This is a genomic window from Pseudoalteromonas sp. P1-26 (genome assembly GCF_001401795.1).
Taxonomy (GTDB): domain Bacteria; phylum Pseudomonadota; class Gammaproteobacteria; order Enterobacterales; family Alteromonadaceae; genus Pseudoalteromonas.
In genome coordinates this window covers 71785-91598 of the sequence record NZ_LKDX01000001.1, presented here as the reverse complement: position 1 = coordinate 91598, position 19814 = coordinate 71785, and the positions used below count along the sequence as shown (strand labels likewise).

General features: G+C 42.3%; 22 protein-coding genes. 18 read left to right on the top strand and 4 right to left on the bottom strand.

All coding sequences use genetic code 11. The features are described 5' to 3' along the window. Nucleotides 1-41 precede the first annotated feature (41 nt). The 4 genes from coxB to AN394_RS00435 are packed head-to-tail and all read left to right on the top strand — an operon-like array spanning nucleotide 42 to nucleotide 4222. On the top strand, nucleotides 42-1184 hold the full coding sequence (gene coxB / locus AN394_RS00450; RefSeq protein WP_054562878.1) for a cytochrome c oxidase subunit II: 1143 nt from the start codon (nucleotides 42-44) through the stop codon (nucleotides 1182-1184). Next, entirely contained in the window at nucleotides 1184-2779 is a 1596-nt protein-coding gene (gene ctaD, locus AN394_RS00445) for a cytochrome c oxidase subunit I (RefSeq protein ID WP_055020537.1), read from the top strand. The genes coxB and ctaD overlap by 1 nt, the downstream gene beginning before the upstream one ends. After that, nucleotides 2779-3309 (top strand): cytochrome c oxidase assembly protein, encoded by a 531-nt coding sequence (locus tag AN394_RS00440; protein WP_054554454.1) that lies wholly within the window; start codon nucleotides 2779-2781, stop codon nucleotides 3307-3309. The genes ctaD and AN394_RS00440 overlap by 1 nt, the downstream gene beginning before the upstream one ends. Before the next feature lie 37 nt (nucleotides 3310-3346). Beyond that, nucleotides 3347-4222 carry a cytochrome c oxidase subunit 3 gene (locus AN394_RS00435; RefSeq protein WP_055020536.1) on the top strand — a complete coding sequence of 292 codons (876 nt, stop codon included), beginning with the start codon at nucleotides 3347-3349 and terminating at the stop codon, nucleotides 4220-4222. Here AN394_RS00435 and AN394_RS22470 read toward each other — a convergent pair. Next, a complete protein-coding gene (locus AN394_RS22470; RefSeq protein WP_082422922.1) occupies nucleotides 4122-4433 on the bottom strand; it encodes a DUF2909 domain-containing protein in 312 nt (103 codons plus the stop codon). The genes AN394_RS00435 and AN394_RS22470 overlap by 101 nt on opposite strands. A gap of 14 nt (nucleotides 4434-4447) precedes the next feature. Here AN394_RS22470 and AN394_RS00430 point away from each other — a divergent pair, with 14 nt between their 5' ends. From AN394_RS00430 to AN394_RS00370, 13 genes are all read left to right on the top strand, one after another. Continuing rightward, nucleotides 4448-5197 carry an SURF1 family protein gene (locus AN394_RS00430; RefSeq protein WP_055020535.1) on the top strand — a complete coding sequence of 250 codons (750 nt, stop codon included), beginning with the start codon at nucleotides 4448-4450 and terminating at the stop codon, nucleotides 5195-5197. Beyond that, nucleotides 5178-5672, top strand: coding sequence for a hypothetical protein (locus tag AN394_RS00425; RefSeq protein WP_055020534.1), 495 nt, complete (start codon nucleotides 5178-5180; stop codon nucleotides 5670-5672). Before AN394_RS00430 ends, AN394_RS00425 begins: the two co-directional genes overlap by 20 nt. A gap of 20 nt (nucleotides 5673-5692) precedes the next feature. Further along, entirely contained in the window at nucleotides 5693-6682 is a 990-nt protein-coding gene (locus tag AN394_RS00420) for a heme A synthase (RefSeq protein WP_055020533.1), read from the top strand. A gap of 9 nt (nucleotides 6683-6691) precedes the next feature. Beyond that, nucleotides 6692-7600, top strand: coding sequence for a heme o synthase (gene cyoE, locus AN394_RS00415; protein WP_054562873.1), 909 nt, complete (start codon nucleotides 6692-6694; stop codon nucleotides 7598-7600). After that, nucleotides 7597-8214 carry an SCO family protein gene (locus AN394_RS00410; RefSeq protein ID WP_055020532.1) on the top strand — a complete coding sequence of 206 codons (618 nt, stop codon included), beginning with the start codon at nucleotides 7597-7599 and terminating at the stop codon, nucleotides 8212-8214. The genes cyoE and AN394_RS00410 overlap by 4 nt, the downstream gene beginning before the upstream one ends. Before the next feature lie 169 nt (nucleotides 8215-8383). Next, entirely contained in the window at nucleotides 8384-8656 is a 273-nt protein-coding gene (locus AN394_RS00405) for an STAS domain-containing protein (RefSeq protein WP_055020531.1), read from the top strand. A gap of 9 nt (nucleotides 8657-8665) precedes the next feature. Further along, nucleotides 8666-9028 (top strand): response regulator, encoded by a 363-nt coding sequence (locus AN394_RS00400; RefSeq protein ID WP_054562870.1) that lies wholly within the window; start codon nucleotides 8666-8668, stop codon nucleotides 9026-9028. 15 nt (nucleotides 9029-9043) lie between these two features. Then, complete coding sequence (locus AN394_RS00395) at nucleotides 9044-11125, top strand: chemotaxis protein CheA (RefSeq protein ID WP_055020530.1); 2082 nt, start codon at nucleotides 9044-9046, stop codon at nucleotides 11123-11125. Next, nucleotides 11122-11607, top strand: coding sequence for a chemotaxis protein CheW (locus AN394_RS00390; RefSeq protein WP_054562868.1), 486 nt, complete (start codon nucleotides 11122-11124; stop codon nucleotides 11605-11607). The genes AN394_RS00395 and AN394_RS00390 overlap by 4 nt, the downstream gene beginning before the upstream one ends. Nucleotides 11608-11636: 29 nt before the next feature. Then, the gene (locus tag AN394_RS00385; protein ID WP_055020529.1) at nucleotides 11637-13964 is read left to right on the top strand and encodes a methyl-accepting chemotaxis protein; all 2328 of its coding nucleotides are present in this window, start codon (nucleotides 11637-11639) and stop codon (nucleotides 13962-13964) included. Between the two features lie 65 nt (nucleotides 13965-14029). Beyond that, entirely contained in the window at nucleotides 14030-14848 is an 819-nt protein-coding gene (locus tag AN394_RS00380; RefSeq protein WP_054562866.1) for a protein-glutamate O-methyltransferase CheR, read from the top strand. Next, nucleotides 14845-15462, top strand: coding sequence for a chemoreceptor glutamine deamidase CheD (gene cheD, locus AN394_RS00375; protein WP_054562865.1), 618 nt, complete (start codon nucleotides 14845-14847; stop codon nucleotides 15460-15462). Before AN394_RS00380 ends, cheD begins: the two co-directional genes overlap by 4 nt. An 8-nt stretch (nucleotides 15463-15470) precedes the next feature. Beyond that, entirely contained in the window at nucleotides 15471-16505 is a 1035-nt protein-coding gene (locus AN394_RS00370) for a chemotaxis response regulator protein-glutamate methylesterase (protein ID WP_055020528.1), read from the top strand. Here the strand turns inward: AN394_RS00370 and AN394_RS00365 are convergent. Beyond that, the gene (locus tag AN394_RS00365) at nucleotides 16492-17523 is read right to left on the bottom strand and encodes a polysaccharide deacetylase family protein (protein WP_055020527.1); all 1032 of its coding nucleotides are present in this window, start codon (nucleotides 17521-17523) and stop codon (nucleotides 16492-16494) included. The two genes, AN394_RS00370 and AN394_RS00365, sit on opposite strands and share 14 nt — an antisense overlap. Here AN394_RS00365 and dinF point away from each other — a divergent pair. Next, nucleotides 17500-18834, top strand: coding sequence for an MATE family efflux transporter DinF (gene dinF / locus AN394_RS00360; protein WP_082422921.1), 1335 nt, complete (start codon nucleotides 17500-17502; stop codon nucleotides 18832-18834). The two genes, AN394_RS00365 and dinF, sit on opposite strands and share 24 nt — an antisense overlap. A 1-nt stretch (nucleotide 18835) precedes the next feature. Here the strand turns inward: dinF and AN394_RS00355 are convergent, their stop codons facing one another. Then, on the bottom strand, nucleotides 18836-19105 hold the full coding sequence (locus AN394_RS00355) for a hypothetical protein (RefSeq protein ID WP_054562862.1): 270 nt from the start codon (nucleotides 19103-19105) through the stop codon (nucleotides 18836-18838). A gap of 14 nt (nucleotides 19106-19119) precedes the next feature. Then, nucleotides 19120-19695, bottom strand: a complete 576-nt coding sequence (nfuA, locus tag AN394_RS00350) for a Fe-S biogenesis protein NfuA (protein WP_054554437.1) — start codon at nucleotides 19693-19695, stop codon at nucleotides 19120-19122. Nucleotides 19696-19814 lie beyond the last annotated feature (119 nt).

Sequence of the window (19814 nt, the reverse complement as noted above, 5' to 3'; positions counted from 1 at the left end):
TTCGCTTTGCGTCTTGCAATAGCATCTAAAGGAGCCGTCACATGGGTAAACTGCGTTACGCCTTGTGGCTTATATTGTTTGCACTTCCTGAGCTTGCATTGGCAAATAGCCAATACAATATGCGTAAAGGGGTGACCGATATAAGTAATAATGTTTATGAGTTACACATGACGATATTTATTATCTGCTGTGTAATCGGCATCATCGTATTTGCGGTGATGTTTTGGGCTTTAATACACCACCGTAAATCCAAAGGGGCCAAGCCTGCCCAATTTCATGAAAGTACAAAAGTTGAAATACTTTGGACTGCCATTCCATTTGTCATCTTAATCGCCATGGCTGTGCCTGCCACAAAAACCTTAATTGCCATGGAAGATGCTTCTAAAGCCGATATCACCATTAAAGTGACTGGCTCACAATGGAAGTGGCATTACGAGTACATGGGTGAAGACATTGCTTATTACTCGATTCTATCTACTCCTAAAGATCAAATAGACAACCAAGCAGAGAAAACTGAGCATTATTTGCTTGAAGTAGATAAACCGCTAGTACTTCCTATCAATAAAAAAGTTCGCTTTTTAATGACCTCAGACGATGTAATTCATTCATGGTGGGTGCCTGATTTTGCGGTTAAAAAGGATGCAAATCCTGGGTTTATCAATGAAGCGTGGACACGTATTAACGAGCCAGGAGTATACCGTGGTCAATGTGCTGAGTTATGCGGTAAAGATCACGGCTTTATGCCTGTTGTGGTGAAAGCCTTACCTGAAGATGAATTTGCTAATTGGCTTGCAGATGCCAAGCAAGAAAAAGCCAATGCGGCCGCAGCAGATGCTGCTTTGCTTGATCAAACATTACCGAAAGAAGAGCTTATGGTCTTAGGTGAGCAAGTGTATATGGCAAGCTGTGCTGCATGTCACCAACCTACCGGTATGGGCTTACCAGGCGTTTTTCCAGCACTTAAAGGCAGCCCGATTGTATTAGGTGATGTAAAAGATCACATAGATATCGTGTTACACGGTAAGCCTGGCACAGCAATGCAAGCGTTTGATAAACAGCTTTCAATTAAGCAACTTGCTGCGGTTATTACTTATAAGCGAAACGCGTGGGGTAATGATACCGGCGATGTTATCCAACCGAGTCAAATTCAAGCCGCGATTGATGCAGCAGCGGAGGCGAACTAATGAGTAATGTTATTAACGAGCAAGCAAATGGGCATGCGCATCACGACCATCATCATCCAGCTAAAGGTTTTAAGCGCTGGCTATACACTACCAACCATAAAGACATTGGTAGTTTATACCTGATTTTTTCTCTAACTATGTTTTTAATAGGTGGAGCCATGGCAATGGTGATCCGTGCTGAACTCTTTCAGCCTGGATTACAGCTAGTCGACCCGCACTTTTTTAACCAAATGACCACAGTACATGGTTTGATTATGGTGTTTGGTGCCGTTATGCCCGCGTTCACTGGGCTTGCAAACTGGATGGTGCCTATGATGATAGGCGCACCAGACATGGCCTTACCACGTATGAATAACTGGAGCTTTTGGATATTGCCGTTCGCATTTTTAATTCTATTGGCTTCGTTACTTATGCCTGGTGGTGGTCCTGCGTTTGGTTGGACTTTTTACGCACCACTATCAACAACTTACAGCAACGATAACACTGCACTTTTTGTGTTTGCCGTACATATCATGGGTATCAGCTCAATTATGGGGGCGATTAACGTTATCGTGACTATCGTCAACTTAAGAGCGCCAGGTATGACGTGGATGAAGCTGCCGCTATTTGTTTGGACATGGTTAATCACTGCATTCTTGTTAATTGCTGTTATGCCTGTCCTAGCAGGGGCAGTCACAATGGTGTTGACCGATAAATACTTCGCAACCAGCTTTTTTGATGCAGCCGGTGGGGGCGACCCTGTGATGTTCCAGCACATTTTCTGGTTCTTTGGGCACCCCGAAGTGTACATCATGATTTTGCCGGCCTTTGGCATTATATCGACTATCGTACCGACCTTCTCGCGCAAAAAGCTATTTGGCTATGCGTCTATGGTGTATGCAACTTCATCGATTGCGCTGCTAAGTTTTATCGTTTGGGCACATCATATGTTTACCACAGGGATGCCTGTGGCAGGCGAGTTGTTTTTCATGTACGCCACCATGCTTATCTCGGTACCAACGGGCGTTAAAGTGTTTAACTGGGTGGCCACCATGTGGCGCGGTTCGATTAGCTTCGAAATTCCGATGATGTTTGCCATCGCCTTTATTGTGTTATTCACCTTAGGTGGTTTCTCTGGCTTGATGCTTGCGATTACACCAGCAGATTTTCAGTATCACGATACCTATTTTGTGGTGGCTCACTTCCATTATGTGCTTGTGACGGGGGCTGTGTTCTCAATTATGGCGGGAGCCTATTATTGGCTACCGAAATGGACTGGCAACATGTACAACGAAACGCTGGCGAAATGGCATTTTTGGTTATCGCTAATCAGTGTCAACGTGTTGTTCTTCCCTATGCACTTTGTTGGCCTTGCTGGTATGCCGCGTCGTATTCCTGACTATGCTCTGCAATTCGCTGACTTTAACGCCATTATCAGTATTGGTGGTTTTGCATTTGGCTTATCGCAACTGTTGTTTGTATTGGTGGTATTTAAATGTGCTCGAGGTGGCGAAAAGGCACCTGCCAAAGTATGGGATGGAGCTGAAGGTTTAGAGTGGGAAGTCGATTCTCCAGCGCCTTATCACACCTTTGAAACACCGCCGGAGATTAAGTAATGAACCATGCACCTTTGCTAAAAAAACTGCTGATTACATGCTTGCTCATGTTCGCATTTGCTTTTGCAATGGTGCCGCTTTACGACGTGTTTTGCGACGTTACAGGGTTGAATGGTAAGCCATCATTAGAAAAAGCGAGCGCGAGTGAATCAATAAATACACAGCGCCAAGTTGATGTCAGCTTTACCACTCACGCCCAAAGCGGCGCGCCATTTAAGGTGCAGTCTGAGCAATACAGCGTGGCGGTACAACCTGGTGCCATGCGTGAAGTTAAATTCTCAGCAAAGAACACCAGTAATGAAGACAAAGTCATGCAAGCAATTCCATCAGTATCACCGGGTAAAGCGGCAAAGTACTTACATAAAATCGCCTGTTTTTGCTTTGATCAGCAGCCAATGAAAGCCGGTGAAGAAATGGAATTTACCTTGTTGTTTTATGTTGATACTGAGTTACCCGACGATGTTGAGGAACTGACGTTGTCGTATACCGTGTTTGATATTAGCGGGCATGTTGTGGCTAAAAACGATTAAAAGCCGCCAAGCTAATTGCTAATTGGGAGCAAACAAAATGAATCAAAATTATGAAAAATACTATGTTCCAGCCGAGAGTCCTTGGCCAATAGTTGGTGCCATCGCGATGTTTTTAATTGCTGTTGGTGCTGGTTTAACTGTGATGCAAGTAAGTGGTGAGGGCAGTAGTGGCCAGTATGTCTTGTATCTAGGCATCGCCATATTAGTTTATATGGTTTTTAGCTGGTTTAGAAACGTTATTGAAGAGTCTCATAAAGGGCTTTACTCAGCACAAATGGACCGCTCATTCAGACAAGGTATGAGCTGGTTCATATTCTCTGAGGTTATGTTCTTTATGGCGTTTTTTGGCGCTCTTTTTTACGCACGTATGATTTCGGTGCCTTGGCTCGGTGGCGCTGGTAATAATGCTATGACCAACGAAGTACTCTGGCCAACCTTTGAAGCCGTATGGCCACTATTAACTACGCCAGCGGGCGAGACCACACAGGCTATGGGCTGGCAAGGTCTACCTCTGATCAACACGCTTATTCTGCTTACCTCATCGGTCACAATTCACTTTGCTCATGTTGCTATTGAAAACAATAAGCGCGGCGCTCTAAAGGTATTTTTATCTTTAACTGTGCTACTAGGTGTGATTTTCCTTGGCTTACAAGTATACGAGTATATGCATGCATACCAAGATTTAGGCTTGACCTTAGATGCGGGTGTTTATGGGAATACCTTTTTCTTGTTAACGGGCTTTCACGGTATGCACGTGACATTAGGCACCATTATTTTATTTGTGGTGCTACTTAGAATTTTTAAAGGCCACTTCACGAGTGAAAAGCATTTTGCTTTTCAAGCGGCTGCTTGGTATTGGCACTTTGTTGATGTGGTGTGGTTGTGTTTATTTGTATTTGTGTACGTGCTGTAGCTTTGTGAAGCGGCGACGGGTTGGTGTGAATAAAGCCCAATTTCATTGCGGCAATGATGAGCACCAGCACAATACCTGAAAACAGCACTCGACGACCTAAGTAATGCGACATGGGTTTCGAGTGCTCTTTTGCTGACATCATCACAAACAGCGCTCTAAATAGGTTGAACAGAATATAAAGTAATAACAAAACAATAATGATTTTAATCATATTAGGTATTCCAAATGCAGTTAATTTTATGGCGTAAACAAAAGCTTAGCTCAATTATCGCAATTTGCGTTGTGATACTTGCAGTGCTTATTTGTTTACGACTAAGCGTTTGGCAATACCAGCGAGGAGAGCAAAAACAGCAGCAACTAAGTCAGTTAGCCGTTTCGAAAGAGCAAGGCGTTTTGAGCTGGCAAGAGCTGCAAAATTTACCTAGAGAGCTGAATAAAACGGGCTTGCAAGTCAAGGTATCTGGCGAGGTAAATAAACAACAGTACTGGCTACTTGATAATCAAATTTATCAGGGGCAAGTGGGCTATGACTTACTAGTAGCGATGACAATTACAGGTGAAAGTGCGCCTTTAATTGTTAACTTTGGTTGGCTAAAAGCCCCAACAAACCGCAGCCAGTTGCCAACCGTTGAATGGCCAGAATCAACAAAGTTTACGGCTACAGTGCAATTGAAACAAGGCAACTTACAAGGCTTCACACTTGCCGATGAGATTGGTGCAGAACAAGGCTGGCCTAAGCGTATTCAAGGCATCGATTTAGCAATTTTTAGTGCTCAATTAGCAAAGCCCTTACAAGACTTTATTGGTTATCGCAATGAAGCAGATGGTATTGCAACTCCGCATTACCAGAGTGTCGTGATGGGGCCAGATAAACATTACGCCTATGCCGTGCAGTGGTTATTAATCGGCTTAGCGTGTGTAGTTATTGCTTATTTTGCGATGAGAAGGAGAGGTTATGAAAATAAACCCGCTTAGTTTATTCGTTTTATGCTGTTTTGTGCCGCTGGCACTTGCTTATGCAGCATTAAAGCTTGAGTGGTTACCGAGTGGTTCGAGTAATCATGGTGAGCTTTTAAGCGAAGAAATTAAATTAGCTGATTGGCAACAAGGCGATCCTAAACAATGGACAATTGCGCTTAATTATCCAAAAGAGTGCAGTAAAGTTTGTGCAAACCAATTAGCCAGTCTAGATAACCTATATGTCGCTTTAGGTAAAAATCAGCAAAAAGTGGATGTGGCGGTACTGACAAATCAACAGCAGGTATCGGCAAGTTGGCGTCAATTAGCAGTAAGTCCTGCGCTCAAAGCGGGAGACTTATACTTGGTTGATCACATGGGCTTAGTGGTTTTGCATTACCCCTACACGGCTGAGCCAGAACAAAATAGACTGATTCAAAAAGGCTTACTTAAAGACTTAAAGAAACTACTTAACTATGCGCGTTCAAGTTAAACCTCATTAAGGGGATAAAGATGTATAAAAATTATAAATATTTAGTCTTAATTACGGTTTTCTTCTCTATCTTAGTTGTTGGGCTTGGTGCCTATACACGGCTGAGTGATGCTGGGCTTGGTTGCCCTGACTGGCCTGGTTGCTATGGATTTTTAACTGTGCCAAAACATGAAACTGCTCTGTTACATGTTGAACAAAACTACCCTGATATGATGTTTGAAGCAGCAAAAGCATGGAAAGAAATGATCCATCGCTATTTTGCCGGTGCCCTTGGTTTACTTATTTTAGCCTTGTTTGTTTTTGCCTGGTTAAAACGCCAATATCCAAATACGCCGGTTAAACTGCCATTAGCACTATTATTATTGGTGGTATTCCAAGCCGTATTGGGCATGTGGACTGTCACTATGAACCTACAGCCTTTGGTTGTTATGGGGCATTTGCTCGGCGGTTTTAGTATCTTGTCGTTGCTGTTTTTATTGTATCTACGTTTAAAGACCGACCCTGTTGCTAGCAGTGATAGCGGCGCAAAGCCATATTACCGGTTAGCGCTGGTGGGCTTGGTGGTGCTAATACTGCAAATTGCATTGGGTGGCTGGCTTGCAGCAAATTACGCCGCTCCGCATTGTAATGGCTTACCGCTGTGTAGCTACGGACAACCGTTTTCTTTGAAGAGTGTGTTTCAGCTACCGCTTGAGCACAGCACCTATGAATATGGCGTTTTATCGCAGCAGGCGCGTATGTCTATTCATCTGCTACACCGTATTTGGGCGCTGGTTACTTGTGTGGTGTTAGCGCTGATCATGTGGCGCATATATTCACGCTGTTACTCTCGAAAAATTAAGCACTGCACAGTCACTGTATTAATCGCTTTGTTGTGCCAAATCTGTTTAGGCCTAGCTGTTGTGCACTGGCACTTCCCATTAAGTGTAGCGCTTGCGCACAACCTAATGGCCGCATTGTTACTGCTTAGCATGGTAAGACTATGCTTCCACTTAAAAATAAGAACCTAGGAGGCTGTGATGGCATTATTACTAAGCTCAGAAAAATCATTATTTATTCAAAGCTCAGAGTTACTTAAAGATTACTTAGCTATCAGTAAATTTAAAGTAGTTGCCATGCTTGTACTAACTGCTTGGGTTGGTTTGGCATTGGCTCCCGATGTTGGGCGAGGGGTATTTGTGCAGCTTGCAAGTTTGCTAGGTATTGGCTTGCTGTCGGCTGCTGCTGCCGTGATCAATCATGTTGTTGATAGTGAAATCGACAGCAAAATGGCACGTACACGTCATCGTCCTGTGGCAAAAGGTCGGCTCAGTAAACAACATGCTTTGAGCTTTGCTGCAACTATAGGAATACTAGGTTTTGTTATGCTTATGGTATGGGCGAATACGCTCACCGCCATTCTTACTTTGTTTGCGCTTGTCGGCTATGCCTTTATTTACACCTCGTTTTTAAAGCGTGCCACACCGCAAAATATTGTTATTGGTGGTTTGGCAGGTGCTATGCCGCCGTTGCTGGGGTGGGTATCTGAAACAGGCCATATGGCTGCAGCTCCTTGGCTGTTAGTGATGATTATATTTACTTGGACTCCCCCGCATTTTTGGGCCTTGGCGATTGCACGTAAAAGTGATTACGAGCGGGCAAAAATTCCTATGTTGCCTGTTACTCACGGTATCGAATTTTGTAAAACTTGCGTTGTTGGCTACAGCATTTTGCTTGCTTTGGTATGTGTGCTGCCTTATTTAATTGGCATGTCAGGGCTAATTTACTTATTAGGTGCAAGCGTTTTAAACGCGATATTCATTTATAAAGCGTTAAAACTAAAAATTGCCCCAAAAGATGATACAGCAATGGACTTATTTCGTTTTTCAATCGTGCATTTAATGCTACTCTTTATCGCCTTATTCATTGATAAATGGTTAGTTTTATGACGCGAATCGTCGCTTTTTTATGTTTCAGTGCGGTATTGTTTGTAACCGGTTGTGGTAAAAACAACAACGCACCTGAAGTCGAAGCACTGGTTTATGAGCAGGCAAAGCCGATTAGTCCGTTTTTATTAACCGATCAACATGGTGCGCCCGCTGATAACAGTCAGTTTATGGGGCATTGGAATTTGGTCTTTTTAGGCTATACCAGTTGCCCTGATATATGTCCAATGACACTGGCGAAGTTAACTGCAGTGCAAAAGCAGCTAAGCCAAGATTACAAAGTGCAGGTATGGTTTGTTGCCGTAGATCCAAAACGTGATACAACCGAAAAGCGCAAAGCCTACATTGATTACTTTAATCCTGATTTTCTTGCAGTATCAGGTCCGCACAAGCAACTTTTTCCATTTGTTAGAGAGCTTGGCTTAATTTACGCAATTAACGATAGTGATGAGCAAGAGTATGCCGTTGATCATAGCGCGTCGGTAGTGATGGTTGATGGCGATGGCTCGGTACGTGCGATTTTTAAGCCTGAATTTAAACAAGGCAGCGTGCCATTAATAAACGGCACAACTTTGACTGAAGAGTTCAAAAAAATAGCAGATTATTACGCAAAGTAAACTTTCTTGGTTAAGGGAGTCATTTTCCGCAAAAGAAAAGCTTCCTTTTTTGATATAAATGTCTAAGCTACTAAAAAATTTTACTATTTTTTGATTCAAATTATGGCATTTTTATTTAGTCAGTCTAAGCTTTTGTTATGAATTGTTTAAAGCAGGGAAGGTATAAGTAATGTTAAAGCTCCCTACAGAATTAGCTATTAGTCAGGTCGAAACACTCCATCAAGATTTGCTCCAAGAGTTGTCAGCAAATGATGATATCTGTTTGGATATCAGTGAAGTGACCCGTGCTGACACAGCATCAATTCAGCTTTTATGTGCATTACAGAAGCATTTGCTTTCGGTGCAACACAAAATTATTTGGGTTGGCGAGAGTAAGCCGTTGCAAAAGGCAATTAATAGTTTGGGCTTAAGCCATTATCTTGTGCTTGAGAATGCCAATTAAGAGGTTTTTATGAAAAGAATTTTAGCAGTAGACGATTCTGCATCTATGCGCCAAATGGTTGGTTTTACGCTTAAAAAAGCTGGCTTTGATGTGACAGAAGCGAAAGACGGCAGCGAAGCTTTAAATATCGCAAAACAACAAGGCTTTGATGCTGTTATTTCTGATGTAAATATGCCGGTAATGGATGGTATTACCCTTATTCGTGAATTACGTAGCTTACCTAATTATAAGTTCACACCTTTACTGATGCTGACCACAGAGTCGGGTCTTGATAAAAAGTCTGAAGGTAAAGCTGCTGGTGCAACTGGTTGGATTGTTAAGCCATTTAATCCTGAGCAATTGTTAGCGGTATTGAAAAAAGTGATTCGCTAATAATAGGAGCGGGGCATGAGTATAGATCTAAGCCAATTTTTTGAAGTATTCTTCGAAGAAAGCTTTGAAGGACTCGACGCTATGGAGGCTGAGTTATTAAACTTAGTGCCTGGCGAAGAAGACTTAGAGACGATAAATACAATTTTTCGCGCTGCGCATTCAATAAAAGGAGGCAGCGGTACCTTTGGTTTTAGTGCTGTTGCAGACTTTACTCATGTTCTCGAAACGCTGTTAGATCAAATTCGTGAAGGTTCACGAGATCTTACTGCTGAGCATGTAAATTTACTTTTAAAATCAGTTGACTGTTTACGGGCTTTACTCAGAACTCTACAAGCTGAGCAGCAGCCAGACTTAACTGAAGCTGATGAATTGCGTATTAAGTTTGAAGAAATTCTTGGTATGCGTGCTGCAAGTAAAGAGACTGAGCAAGCGCCAGAAGCTGTGAGCGAAAGCAGCTTTAATACCTATCAAATCGATTTCAAACCACATCATCATTTATTTAAAACCGGTAATGAACCACTGTACATGATCAGTGAATTAGCGGAATTGGGTGAGCTTGAAACACAAGCCTTTCAAGATGATGTGCCAGATATTACGAACCTTGCCCCTGAAGATTGCTTTCTGTCGTGGCGCTTTTTCTTAACCACAGATAAAGAACAAAGCTGCATCGAAGAAATTTTCGAATGGGTTGAAGATGATGCTGATATCACCATCACACTATGCGGTGGCTTGTTTGGTGATGAAGAGATAACAGCAGCTGAGACTGTTACTGAAGATGTAGCGCCAGCGCAAGAGGTTGAGCCTGCAGCAGTTAAACCAGCTACAGATCCTAAAAAGCCAGCGCCAGTTAAAGCAACCACAGCCAATGCAGAATCAACCTCAATTAGGGTTGGTATCGACAAAGTTGATTCATTGATCAACATGGTGGGTGAATTAGTGATTACCCAAGCGATGTTAAGTCAATTGGGTGAGCAAGAGATCACTGAAGCAACTATAGCCTCATTACAAGAGGGCTTAGCACAACTGGCACATAATACCCGTGACTTACAAGAAAATGTCATGCGTATTCGCATGTTACCAATAAGTTTTGTGTTTAGTCGCTTTCCTCGCTTAGTACGCGATATCTCGCAAAAGCTTGATAAACAAGTTGAGCTTAAATTACTTGGTGAACAAACCGAACTAGATAAAACGGTGATGGAGAAACTTTCTGACCCCATGGTGCATCTAGTGAGAAACTCCCTAGATCATGGTTTAGAAACCGTTGATAAACGTGTTGCAGCGGGTAAAGACCCTGTTGGTACTGTTACGCTCAATGCGTTTCATCAAGGCGGTAATATCGTTATCGAAATTATGGATGATGGTCAGGGCCTTAATACCACTAAAATTCGTGAAAAGGCGATTAAAAACGGCCTAATTTCAGAAACTGATGAGTTGTCTGATAACGAAATCAACGAGCTTATTTTCTTACCAGGATTTTCTACAGCCGATCAAGTCAGCGACTTATCAGGTCGTGGCGTTGGTATGGATGTAGTAAGGCGCAATATTGAAGCGCTCAGCGGCTCTGTTGAAGTGGCTTCTGCACCGGGAGTGGGTTCGACATTTACAATTCGCCTACCGCTAACGCTGGCTATTTTAGATGGGCAGTTAGTCCGGATTGCTGAACATACTTATATTATCCCACTGATTTCGATAATTGAGTCATTGCAAATCGATATTAGTAAAGTGAGTCGGGTAGGCAAAGACTTAGATGTACTGCGCTTACGTGATGAATATATTCCAATCTTAAGGCTCTACAACATTTTTAATCATAAAGGGGCGATAGAAACGCTCGATAAAACTTTATTGGTTGTTGTTGAAAGTGACAACCAAAAAGTAGGTTTATTGGTTGATGACTTATTGTCGCAACAGCAAGTGGTGATCAAAAGCTTAGAGGCCAATTATCAAAAAGTTGATGGCGTCTCAGGGGCGACAATTCTAGGGGATGGTCGTGTTTCTTTGATTGTTGATATTAGTGGTTTGATTAAATTATCTGGGCTTAGAAAGCCTGGGAGCCAAGAATTGATTATTGAATCAAAAGCGAATTTGGAGGCGTCATGATTGCACAGCACGACGACCTGCATAACAAGCTAAACCTTGAACAAGATCAAGATGTAAAACAGTTTTTAACCTTCTTCATGGCTGAAGAAGAGTATGGTGTTGATATTTTAACGGTGCAAGAAATTCGCAGTTGGGAAGAAATTACGGTGATCCCTAATTCACCGGATTTCGTCAAAGGGGTTATCAACCTGCGTGGCACCATTGTGCCGATTATTGATTTAAGGCTTCGTTTTGGTATTTCAGCCATCGAATACGGGCCGTTAACCGTTGTAATTGTTCTAAAAGTACAGCTTGAAAATACATGTAAAATTATGGGCATCGCCGTTGATGCCGTCTCGGATGTCTATAGCATTGCTGAGCATGAAGCGAAGGCAGTGCCACATTTGTCTGACTCAGACAACGCGCAATTTGTTGCGGGTTTAGTCAATGTGGGTGAGAAAATGGTCGCATTACTTGACCTACAAAAAACAATGGACATTTAACTGGGTAGATTAACAAGAAGGTGAAGGGTATGGGATGGTTTAGCAGTCCTAAAAATGTTGAGTCGGAAAATGATTTAGTTATTGCGGCACTTAAAAAGTCGCAAGCGATGATTGAGTTTCAACCATCGGGGCAGATCATTACTGCCAATGCTAATTTCTTAAACACCATGGGTTACCGACTCGAAGAGATCCAAGGGCAACACCACTCTATGTTTGTTGCTGAAAAAGAGTCGCAAAGCCCAGAATATCAACAGTTTTGGCAGCGATTACGCAGCGGTGAATTCTTTGTTGATGAATTTAAGCGTGTCGGTAAAAATGGCAAACAAGTGTGGATCCAAGGCACCTATAACCCAATTATTGATAGCAATGGCAATGTCACCAAAGTTATTAAATTTGCCAGCGATATAACTGCGCAAAAAGAGCTTGAACGTCAGTCAAAGCGTGATGCCGATTTATCAAATGCGCTGCGCGTTTGCCAAGCTAATGTGATGATTGCTGACAACGATTTAAAAATTATCTTTGTTAATGAGCAAGTAAAGCAAATGCTGCAAGCTCGCGAATCAACGTTACAAACAGTGCTACCGAGCTTCTCTGTGGCTAACCTAATTGGAACTTGCGTTGATGATTTTCATAAACAACCATCACACCAACGTGAGTTGCTAAAAACCCTATCTGAACCATACAAAACCACATTACGTTTAGCGGGGCTTATTTTTAGCTTGATTGCGACTCCTTGGGTGAGCGCATCTGGTAAGCGTTTAGGGACTATTGTTGAGTGGCAAGATATTACTGATAGCGTAAATAAAGCGGAAGCGGAAAAGCGTGCAGCAGAAGAAAATCTTCGTGTTCGACGCGCGTTAGACCGTGTGGCAACTAACACCATGATTGCTGATTCTGGCAACAACATTATTTACATGAACGAAGCCGTTCTGAACATGATGAAAATTGCTGAAAGTGATTTACGTAAAGACTTACCTAATTTCAATAGTAATAATCTAGTGGGTCAAAATATCGATGTATTCCACAAGAATCCAGCACATCAACGCAATATGCTTGCTAAGTTAAGTGATACTTACAGCACGGAAATTCAAGTTGGCGGCCGTACTTTTGGTTTGGTCGCAAACCCTATTTTTACCCCAGAGAACGAACGTATTGGTACGGTTGTTGAGTGGGAAGACAGAACTGCTGAAGTCGCGATTGAAAAAGAAATTGCGGGTCTGGTTGCTGCCGCGGGGAGTGGTGACTTAGAAGCCCGTGTAGAAGAAGCGGGTAAACAAGGTTTCTTCTTACGCCTAGCACAGGGCTTAAATAGCCTAGTTAGTATTGTTGATGATGCAGTAAAAGACACAGGCAATATGCTGGATGCTATGGCAAACGGTGATTTATCAAAACGTATTGAACAAGACTATCAAGGTTCATTCGATAAGTTAAAACGTGATGCAAATGCCACGGCTGATAAGCTTACTGAAGTGATTAATCGCATTAATACCTCAGCAACCTTGGTTGCTAGTGGTGCAGAAGAAATCTCGCAAGGTAATGCTGATTTAAGTCAACGTACTGAAGAGCAGGCTTCATCACTTGAAGAAACAGCATCAAGCATGGAAGAGATGACCAGTACGGTTCGCCAAAATGCTGATAATGCAAAAGAAGTGAATGAACTTGCTGAAGAAACACGTACTAAAGCGCAAAAAGGTGGCGAAGTTGTAAATCGCGCTGTAACCAGTATGTCAGCAATTAATGAATCAAGTAAGAAGATTGCAGACATCATCAGTGTCATTGATGAAATTGCTTTCCAAACAAATCTACTTGCGCTTAATGCCGCTGTCGAAGCAGCACGAGCAGGTGAGCAAGGCCGTGGTTTCGCGGTTGTTGCTGGTGAGGTTCGTAACTTAGCGCAACGTTCAGCTGCTGCTGCAAAAGAAATCAAAGAATTGATCCGAGACAGTGTTGGAAAAGTTGAAGATGGTACATTACTAGTTAATGAATCGGGTTCAACATTACAAGAAATTGTTACGGCGGTGCAAAGAGTTACAGCAATGATTTCTGATATTGCCCAAGCTTCTGAAGAGCAAAGCTCTGGTATTGAGCAGGTCAATAAAGCCATTGCCCAAATGGATGAAATGACCCAGCAAAATGCAGCATTAGTTGAAGAAGCCTCTGCCGCGGGTGAATCAATGGCAGAGCAAGCGAATGATATGCGCCGCTTGTTAAACTTCTTCTCGTTATCGAATAACGAGATGGATATTACAAGCCGTGCAAGTTCAGCGCCTGCAGCTAAACAGCCAAGCTCACCAGTGCGTTCGGCACCTAAAGGTAATAACTTTGTTGACCCTAGTGATGAGTGGGAAGAGTTTTAAAACTCTTCCCAATTAAATTCTAACTAGTTAATTGCATCTAATGTTACAGCTGCAGGGTCAAGCACATGAAAGAGTTTTTACTAACGGATAGTGACTTTAAAGCTATTTCGTCACAAGTGTACGATGCTTGCGGCATTGTTTTAGCTGAGCATAAGCGCGAGATGGTTTACTCGCGCTTAGCAAGGCGTATTCGCCAACATAAGCTTAAGAACTTTAAAGAATATTTAGACTTTCTTGAAGAGAATAAAGAACAAGAGTTTAGTGAGTTTATTAATGCTATAACTACTAATCTGACTTCTTTCTTTCGTGAGCCACATCACTTTAGTTATCTAAAAAATACCATAGTCCCCAAACTGCTGATTAGTAATGCTAAACAAAAGCGTGTAAGGGTGTGGTCTGCTGGCTGCTCGACCGGCGAAGAGCCTTATACCATTGCTATGACCTTAAGCAGTCTATTTCCATCTGATTGGGATGTGAAAATCCTAGCTACTGACTTAGACTCAAATGTGCTCGCTAAAGCACAGGCTGGCACCTATACCGCTGCCAATGTGAATGGTTTAGACAAAAGCCAACTTAAGCGCTGGTTTCTAAAAAGCCATGACGGTCAGTTATATAAAGTAAAACCCGAACTACAAAAGAATATTTTCTTTAAACGTCTAAACTTATTACAGAGCTGGCCTATGAAAGGGCCGTTTGATGTTATTTTTTGTCGCAATGTAGTTATCTACTTCGATAAGCCGACGAAAGATACTCTATTTAAACGTTATTACGATTTGTTGACCAATTCAGGTCATTTATTCTTGGGGCATTCCGAAACACTGGGTAAGGACCACAAAGAGTTTAAGAATTTAGGCCAAACTATCTATCAAAAAGGTGGTCTATGAGTAGTCATTTTAAACCTGTATTGTCTGGTTTTGAGCACGTTAAACGGTTTTGGGATGGCAAGCGCCATAAAGTGGTTGCTAAAGTATTACCAGGCGAATTTTATGTGTCTAAGTCTGATGAATTGATCACAACTGTGTTAGGGTCGTGTATTGCTGCATGTATTTACGATGAAGGCTTAGGTATTGGTGGTATGAATCATTTTATGCTGCCGGCGGAAAAAGGCGTTGATCCGAGTAACGCACACAGTCTTAATTGCCGTTATGGTAACTGGGCAATGGAATACTTGATCAATGAAATCCTAAAAAATGGTGCTTCTAGACGCAACCTCAAAGTAAAGCTGTTTGGCGGCGGGAAAATAATCCGCTCAATGACAGATATTGGTGTTGGCAACATTCGTTTTGCAAATGCCTATGTACTTGAGGAGGGTTTAGATTTAGTATCCCATGATGTTGGCGGGCCTTGGCCACGTAAGGTGATGTTTGATCCACAAACAGGCAAGGCGCAGGTTAAGAAAATGCGTGAATTGCATTCTGATAAGCTTGAAAAACGTGAAATTAAATACTTACACGATATTGAGCAGCAAGATGCAGAAACGGATATTGAATTATTTTAGGAGAGCAAATGATCAAAGTACTCATAGTTGATGATTCTGCTTTGATCCGTGGTTTACTCAAGGAAGTGCTCGAGCAAGCGCAAGACATTCAGGTCGTTGGCGCGGCAGAAGACCCTTATCAAGCCCGAGATTTAATTAAGCGCCTTAATCCCGATGTCTTAACGCTTGATATCGAAATGCCGAAAATGGATGGGTTAAGTTTTTTAAAAAACTTGATGCGCCTTCGTCCTATGCCAGTTGTGATGATTTCTACACTGACTCAAAAAGGCTCACCAATCACACTTGAAGCCCTCGAAATTGGTGCTGTTGACTTTATTGCTAAGCCAACAATCAATGTCACTGAAAATCTGCAGCGTTATGCCCATTTATTACATCAAAAAGTGCGTACTGCAGCTGGCGCTAGAGTGCGAGCTTTTAAAGAAACAAAAGTTGAAGACGACAGCTCTTTAACAGCATTGCAATTTAAGGCAAACAGCGTGCTTGCAATTGGCGCTTCAACAGGCGGCACAGAAGCAATTAAAGAAGTGCTCGTGCGTATGCCAGAAAGCTGCCCACCGATTGTTATTACACAGCATATCCCTCCAGTATTTAGTACCTCGTTTGCAATGCGCATGGATAGAACGTGTAAAATCAACGTTAAAGAAGCTGAGCATGGCGATAAGCTACAATCAGGCTGGGCGTATATTGCACCGGGCGATCAGCATTTGAGTGTAGTAAAAAAAGCAGGCGGCTTGTTTTGTCAGCTTGATTCAAGTGAGCTGGTTAATCGCCATCGTCCAGCGGTTGATGTGCTATTTAACTCCTTAGTCGTGGCTTGCCCTAAAGCGACGGTAGCTGCGTTATTGACCGGTATGGGCAGCGATGGCGCAAAAGGCATGCTTGCATTAAATCAAGCTGGGGCTTACACCATAGCACAGGATGAATTGTCGTCAGTGGTATGGGGCATGCCTAAAGCCGCAGTAGAGCTTAATGCGGCTAATGAAGTGGTTCGCCTTGATAAGGTTGCAGCGCAAATGCTAAAACAAGCTGCTAAGGTACAATAACCCAAGGTTGAGAGAACCAGTAGTAACTGCCTTTTTTCGCGATAGAAGGGGCTGTGCAGTTAAAGCGAGAGCGGCCTTTTTTCAGTTTTTCAGGTGAGGTGATCTTCACCGTATCTTTACTAAGCCAAGTTAAGTCTGCTTGGCCAATACCAGAGACATAACAAGCAAACTGACTTTTATGAAAGTCCTGCATATCAAATTGAATGCTTATACTTGGTGGGTTTTCGTTTGTAACGCTATCTGAATAGCTGAGCTGTTTGATTGCGAATGCTTGAGAGTCGAGTTTAGTGGCAAGCGTATCAAGCTTTGAATAAAAGCCCGATGCCGGAAAGCGTGGTAATCGGGTAAAGTCAGAATGGATACCTACAGCACCCGAATGTTGACCTATACCAACAAAGCCTAGCGATTTTACTAATTGTTGCAATGAATTATTAAATTCACCATAAGGGTAAGCAAGGTATTTAAAATCGTGGCCAATTTCTTCTTTAATGCGTTGCTGGGCAGATAAAATATCTTTTTTAGTACGTGCAAGCCATGCTTCTTCACTCTCGCCATGCTGTTTGCGATGCAAGTAATTATGAACTTGTGTGTGGTTACTGATTAAGGCGCCTTTATTAGATAGCTCCTTTAACTGCTGCCATGTCATTACATAGCTTTTGCCTTCATCAATTAGTTTGGGATTTACGAAAATAGTATACGGATAGCCAAACTTCTCTAAGATAGGCGCTGCTTCTTCATAGTTATTTTTGTAGCCATCGTCGAAGGTAATCGCGACAGTTTTATCTGTTAGCGGTTGGCCTGCTTGTAACGAGGTGATGAGTTCATCTAGTGGAATAACGTTGAAGTTATTATCTTTTAAATATTGCATATGTTCAGTGAATGTTTCGCTGCTGACACTGGTTACCGCAGGAAGGCTTTCACTGACGTGGTGATACTGTAGAATGACTGCGCCATGGGCACGCAAAGATAAACCTAACAGGACTGCAAATACTAAATGAAACATTTTCTTAAACGTCATAAGGCACACCATAAAAGTTTACTGTTATTAGCCGGTCCGATGATTTTATCAAATATTACCGTGCCAATGTTAGGTTTAGTTGATACAGCTGTAATCGGCCACTTAGGAAGCGCTCACTATTTAGCTGGTATAGCGCTTGGCTCAGCAGTTATCTCGTTATTATTTTGGCTAGCAGGCTTTTTGCGCATGAGCACCACAGGATTAGTTGCACAGGCCTATGGTAAAAGCGATCACACCTTACTTGCTGAGCTATTAAAGCGCAGCTTGTTACTAGCAACAGCAGTAGCGCTGTTATTAATAGCGCTGAGTATACCTATTCAATCCTTAATGGCATATTTATCAAATGCTAATGAAGCTGTTTTAGAACAAGCAAATAGCTATTTTTCGATTCGTATTTTTAGTGCACCCGCTGCTTTGTGTAACTTGGTTTTACTTGGTTGGATGCTAGGTGTTCATTATGGCCGCGGGCCATTCTATTTATTACTTATCACCAATATAACCAATATTGTGCTTGATATTTATTTTGTGGTGTTTCTTGATTGGGGTGTGGCTGGAGCTGCGTGGGCATCTTTAATCGCTGATTATATCGCCCTTGCTTTTGCACTGATGTTAGTTGTACAGCTCGCTAAAAAGCAAGGTGTTAACCTTGCCGTGAAAGCCTGGTTAAGTGTTACTAAGTTACTTGATTTAGTAAGCTTAAATCGCGATATTTTTATTCGCTCATTAGCACTCCAGCTATGTTTTAGCTTTATGACTTTTTATGGCGCACGTATCGGAGAAACAACCTTAGCGGCTAATGCCGTGTTACTAAACTTTTTAATGTTAGTGAGCTTTGCGCTTGATGGTATTGCTTATGCGAGTGAGGCAAAGGTCGGTAAAGCGAAAGGTGAGCACAGCGCTAAGCAGATTAAGTTATGGGTTAATTTGAGCTTGTTTTGGGGTGGGTTATTTGCACTGTTTTATAGCCTTATATTTTTATTATTTGGCGAGGCAATTATTCGCTTACTTACCGATGTGCCCGAAGTTATCAGCCTTGCAACGGTTTATCTTCCTTGGGTGATTATATTGCCTATCGCGGCGATGGGCTGCTTTTTATTTGATGGCGTATTTGTCGGTTTAACCCGTGCTAAAGACATGCGTAATACTATGCTATTTAGTGCTCTAGTGGGCTTTTTTGGACTGTTTTGGGTAGTGAGTAGCTGGCAAAATCATGGTTTATGGTTTGCGATGACCAGCTTTATGCTAATGCGGGGGTTAACGTTGTGGTTTCGCTACCGTAAAATTATCAATAATCAGCAATTATTAGATTAAATTACTTCCACAAATCAGGGTCGTGATTTTTGGGAGACGAGCGCTCTAAAACTTGCGCAAAACGGTTGGCAAAAATACCTAAGTAGCCCCAACCAGCAAAGAATAAAGCCACTGCTAGTATGGCTAGGCCAATTAATTGAAACAGTGCGGGTCCATAGTAACCTATGGCAATAAAAATCACGGCTAGCACAAACAGTGCTAGGCCGCGAAGAAAGCGTTTTAAGCTTAACTTGGGGTCGCTGCCTAAGCGAAATACCCATTTTTTAAGCATGCTTAATATACCGGTTAGTAGTAAGAGTGCTCACCAGATTGGTGATCAGTAATGTCTCTTACACCGTTGATTTCGTCAAACTTGGCGATCATTTCTTTCTCGATGCCTTCTTTTAGTGTGACGTCAATCATTGAACAACCGTTACAGCCACCGCCAAATTGCAGTACCGCGATACCGTCAGCAGTAATTTCCACTAGGCTAACTTGGCCGCCGTGGTTAGCGAGCTGTGGATTCACTTCAGTTTCAAGCATGTGTTGAACACGTTCTTGCAGTGATGCATCGTCGCTAAGTTTACGTGCTTTTGCATTTGGCGCTTTAAGCGTTAACTGAGTACCCATTTTGTCAGTTACAAAATCGATTTCAGCTTCTTCTAAGAAAGGGGCGCTTTCTGCATCAACAACGGCATCAAAACCATTGAATGGTAGACGAATATCAGTCGCTTCAACGGCGTCTTCTGGGCAGTAAGAAACACCACACTCAGCCTGCGAAGTACCTGGGTTTACTACAAACACACGAATGTTTGTTTGTTCAGCTTGGTCTGCTAAAAGTTTAGCAAAATGAGATTGTGCAGATTCAGAAATAGAGATCATAAAACGGACTATACTTGACTAAATTACTCGGATACTGTGTATCATACTCCGCTCATCGTGTTGTCGCCAGTGTTGAGCGTAAAAAGTTGCATCTATTTTATCGAATGGTAGCGTTAAAA

Excerpts from the sequence above, each read along its gene's own strand:
- AN394_RS00420 (WP_055020533.1), top strand. The coding sequence starts at position 5,693 with ATGTATAAAAATTATAAATATTTAGTCTTAATTACGGTTTTCTTCTCT.
- AN394_RS00380 (WP_054562866.1), top strand. The coding sequence starts at position 14,030 with ATGAAAGAGTTTTTACTAACGGATAGTGACTTTAAAGCTATTTCGTCA.
- cheD (WP_054562865.1), top strand. The coding sequence starts at position 14,845 with ATGAGTAGTCATTTTAAACCTGTATTGTCTGGTTTTGAGCACGTTAAA.
- AN394_RS00405 (WP_055020531.1), top strand. The coding sequence starts at position 8,384 with ATGTTAAAGCTCCCTACAGAATTAGCTATTAGTCAGGTCGAAACACTC.
- AN394_RS00390 (WP_054562868.1), top strand. The coding sequence starts at position 11,122 with ATGATTGCACAGCACGACGACCTGCATAACAAGCTAAACCTTGAACAA.
- nfuA (WP_054554437.1), bottom strand. The coding sequence starts at position 19,695 with ATGATCTCTATTTCTGAATCTGCACAATCTCATTTTGCTAAACTTTTA.
- AN394_RS00440 (WP_054554454.1), top strand. The coding sequence starts at position 2,779 with ATGAACCATGCACCTTTGCTAAAAAAACTGCTGATTACATGCTTGCTC.
- AN394_RS00425 (WP_055020534.1), top strand. The coding sequence starts at position 5,178 with ATGAAAATAAACCCGCTTAGTTTATTCGTTTTATGCTGTTTTGTGCCG.
- AN394_RS00410 (WP_055020532.1), top strand. The coding sequence starts at position 7,597 with ATGACGCGAATCGTCGCTTTTTTATGTTTCAGTGCGGTATTGTTTGTA.
- coxB (WP_054562878.1), top strand. The coding sequence starts at position 42 with ATGGGTAAACTGCGTTACGCCTTGTGGCTTATATTGTTTGCACTTCCT.
- AN394_RS00430 (WP_055020535.1), top strand. The coding sequence starts at position 4,448 with ATGCAGTTAATTTTATGGCGTAAACAAAAGCTTAGCTCAATTATCGCA.
- AN394_RS00370 (WP_055020528.1), top strand. The coding sequence starts at position 15,471 with ATGATCAAAGTACTCATAGTTGATGATTCTGCTTTGATCCGTGGTTTA.
- AN394_RS00365 (WP_055020527.1), bottom strand. The coding sequence starts at position 17,523 with ATGACGTTTAAGAAAATGTTTCATTTAGTATTTGCAGTCCTGTTAGGT.
- AN394_RS00435 (WP_055020536.1), top strand. The coding sequence starts at position 3,347 with ATGAATCAAAATTATGAAAAATACTATGTTCCAGCCGAGAGTCCTTGG.
- AN394_RS00395 (WP_055020530.1), top strand. The coding sequence starts at position 9,044 with ATGAGTATAGATCTAAGCCAATTTTTTGAAGTATTCTTCGAAGAAAGC.
- AN394_RS00355 (WP_054562862.1), bottom strand. The coding sequence starts at position 19,105 with ATGCTTAAAAAATGGGTATTTCGCTTAGGCAGCGACCCCAAGTTAAGC.
- ctaD (WP_055020537.1), top strand. The coding sequence starts at position 1,184 with ATGAGTAATGTTATTAACGAGCAAGCAAATGGGCATGCGCATCACGAC.
- AN394_RS00400 (WP_054562870.1), top strand. The coding sequence starts at position 8,666 with ATGAAAAGAATTTTAGCAGTAGACGATTCTGCATCTATGCGCCAAATG.
- dinF (WP_082422921.1), top strand. The coding sequence starts at position 17,500 with ATGAAACATTTTCTTAAACGTCATAAGGCACACCATAAAAGTTTACTG.
- cyoE (WP_054562873.1), top strand. The coding sequence starts at position 6,692 with ATGGCATTATTACTAAGCTCAGAAAAATCATTATTTATTCAAAGCTCA.
- AN394_RS00385 (WP_055020529.1), top strand. The coding sequence starts at position 11,637 with ATGGGATGGTTTAGCAGTCCTAAAAATGTTGAGTCGGAAAATGATTTA.
- AN394_RS22470 (WP_082422922.1), bottom strand. The coding sequence starts at position 4,433 with ATGATTAAAATCATTATTGTTTTGTTATTACTTTATATTCTGTTCAAC.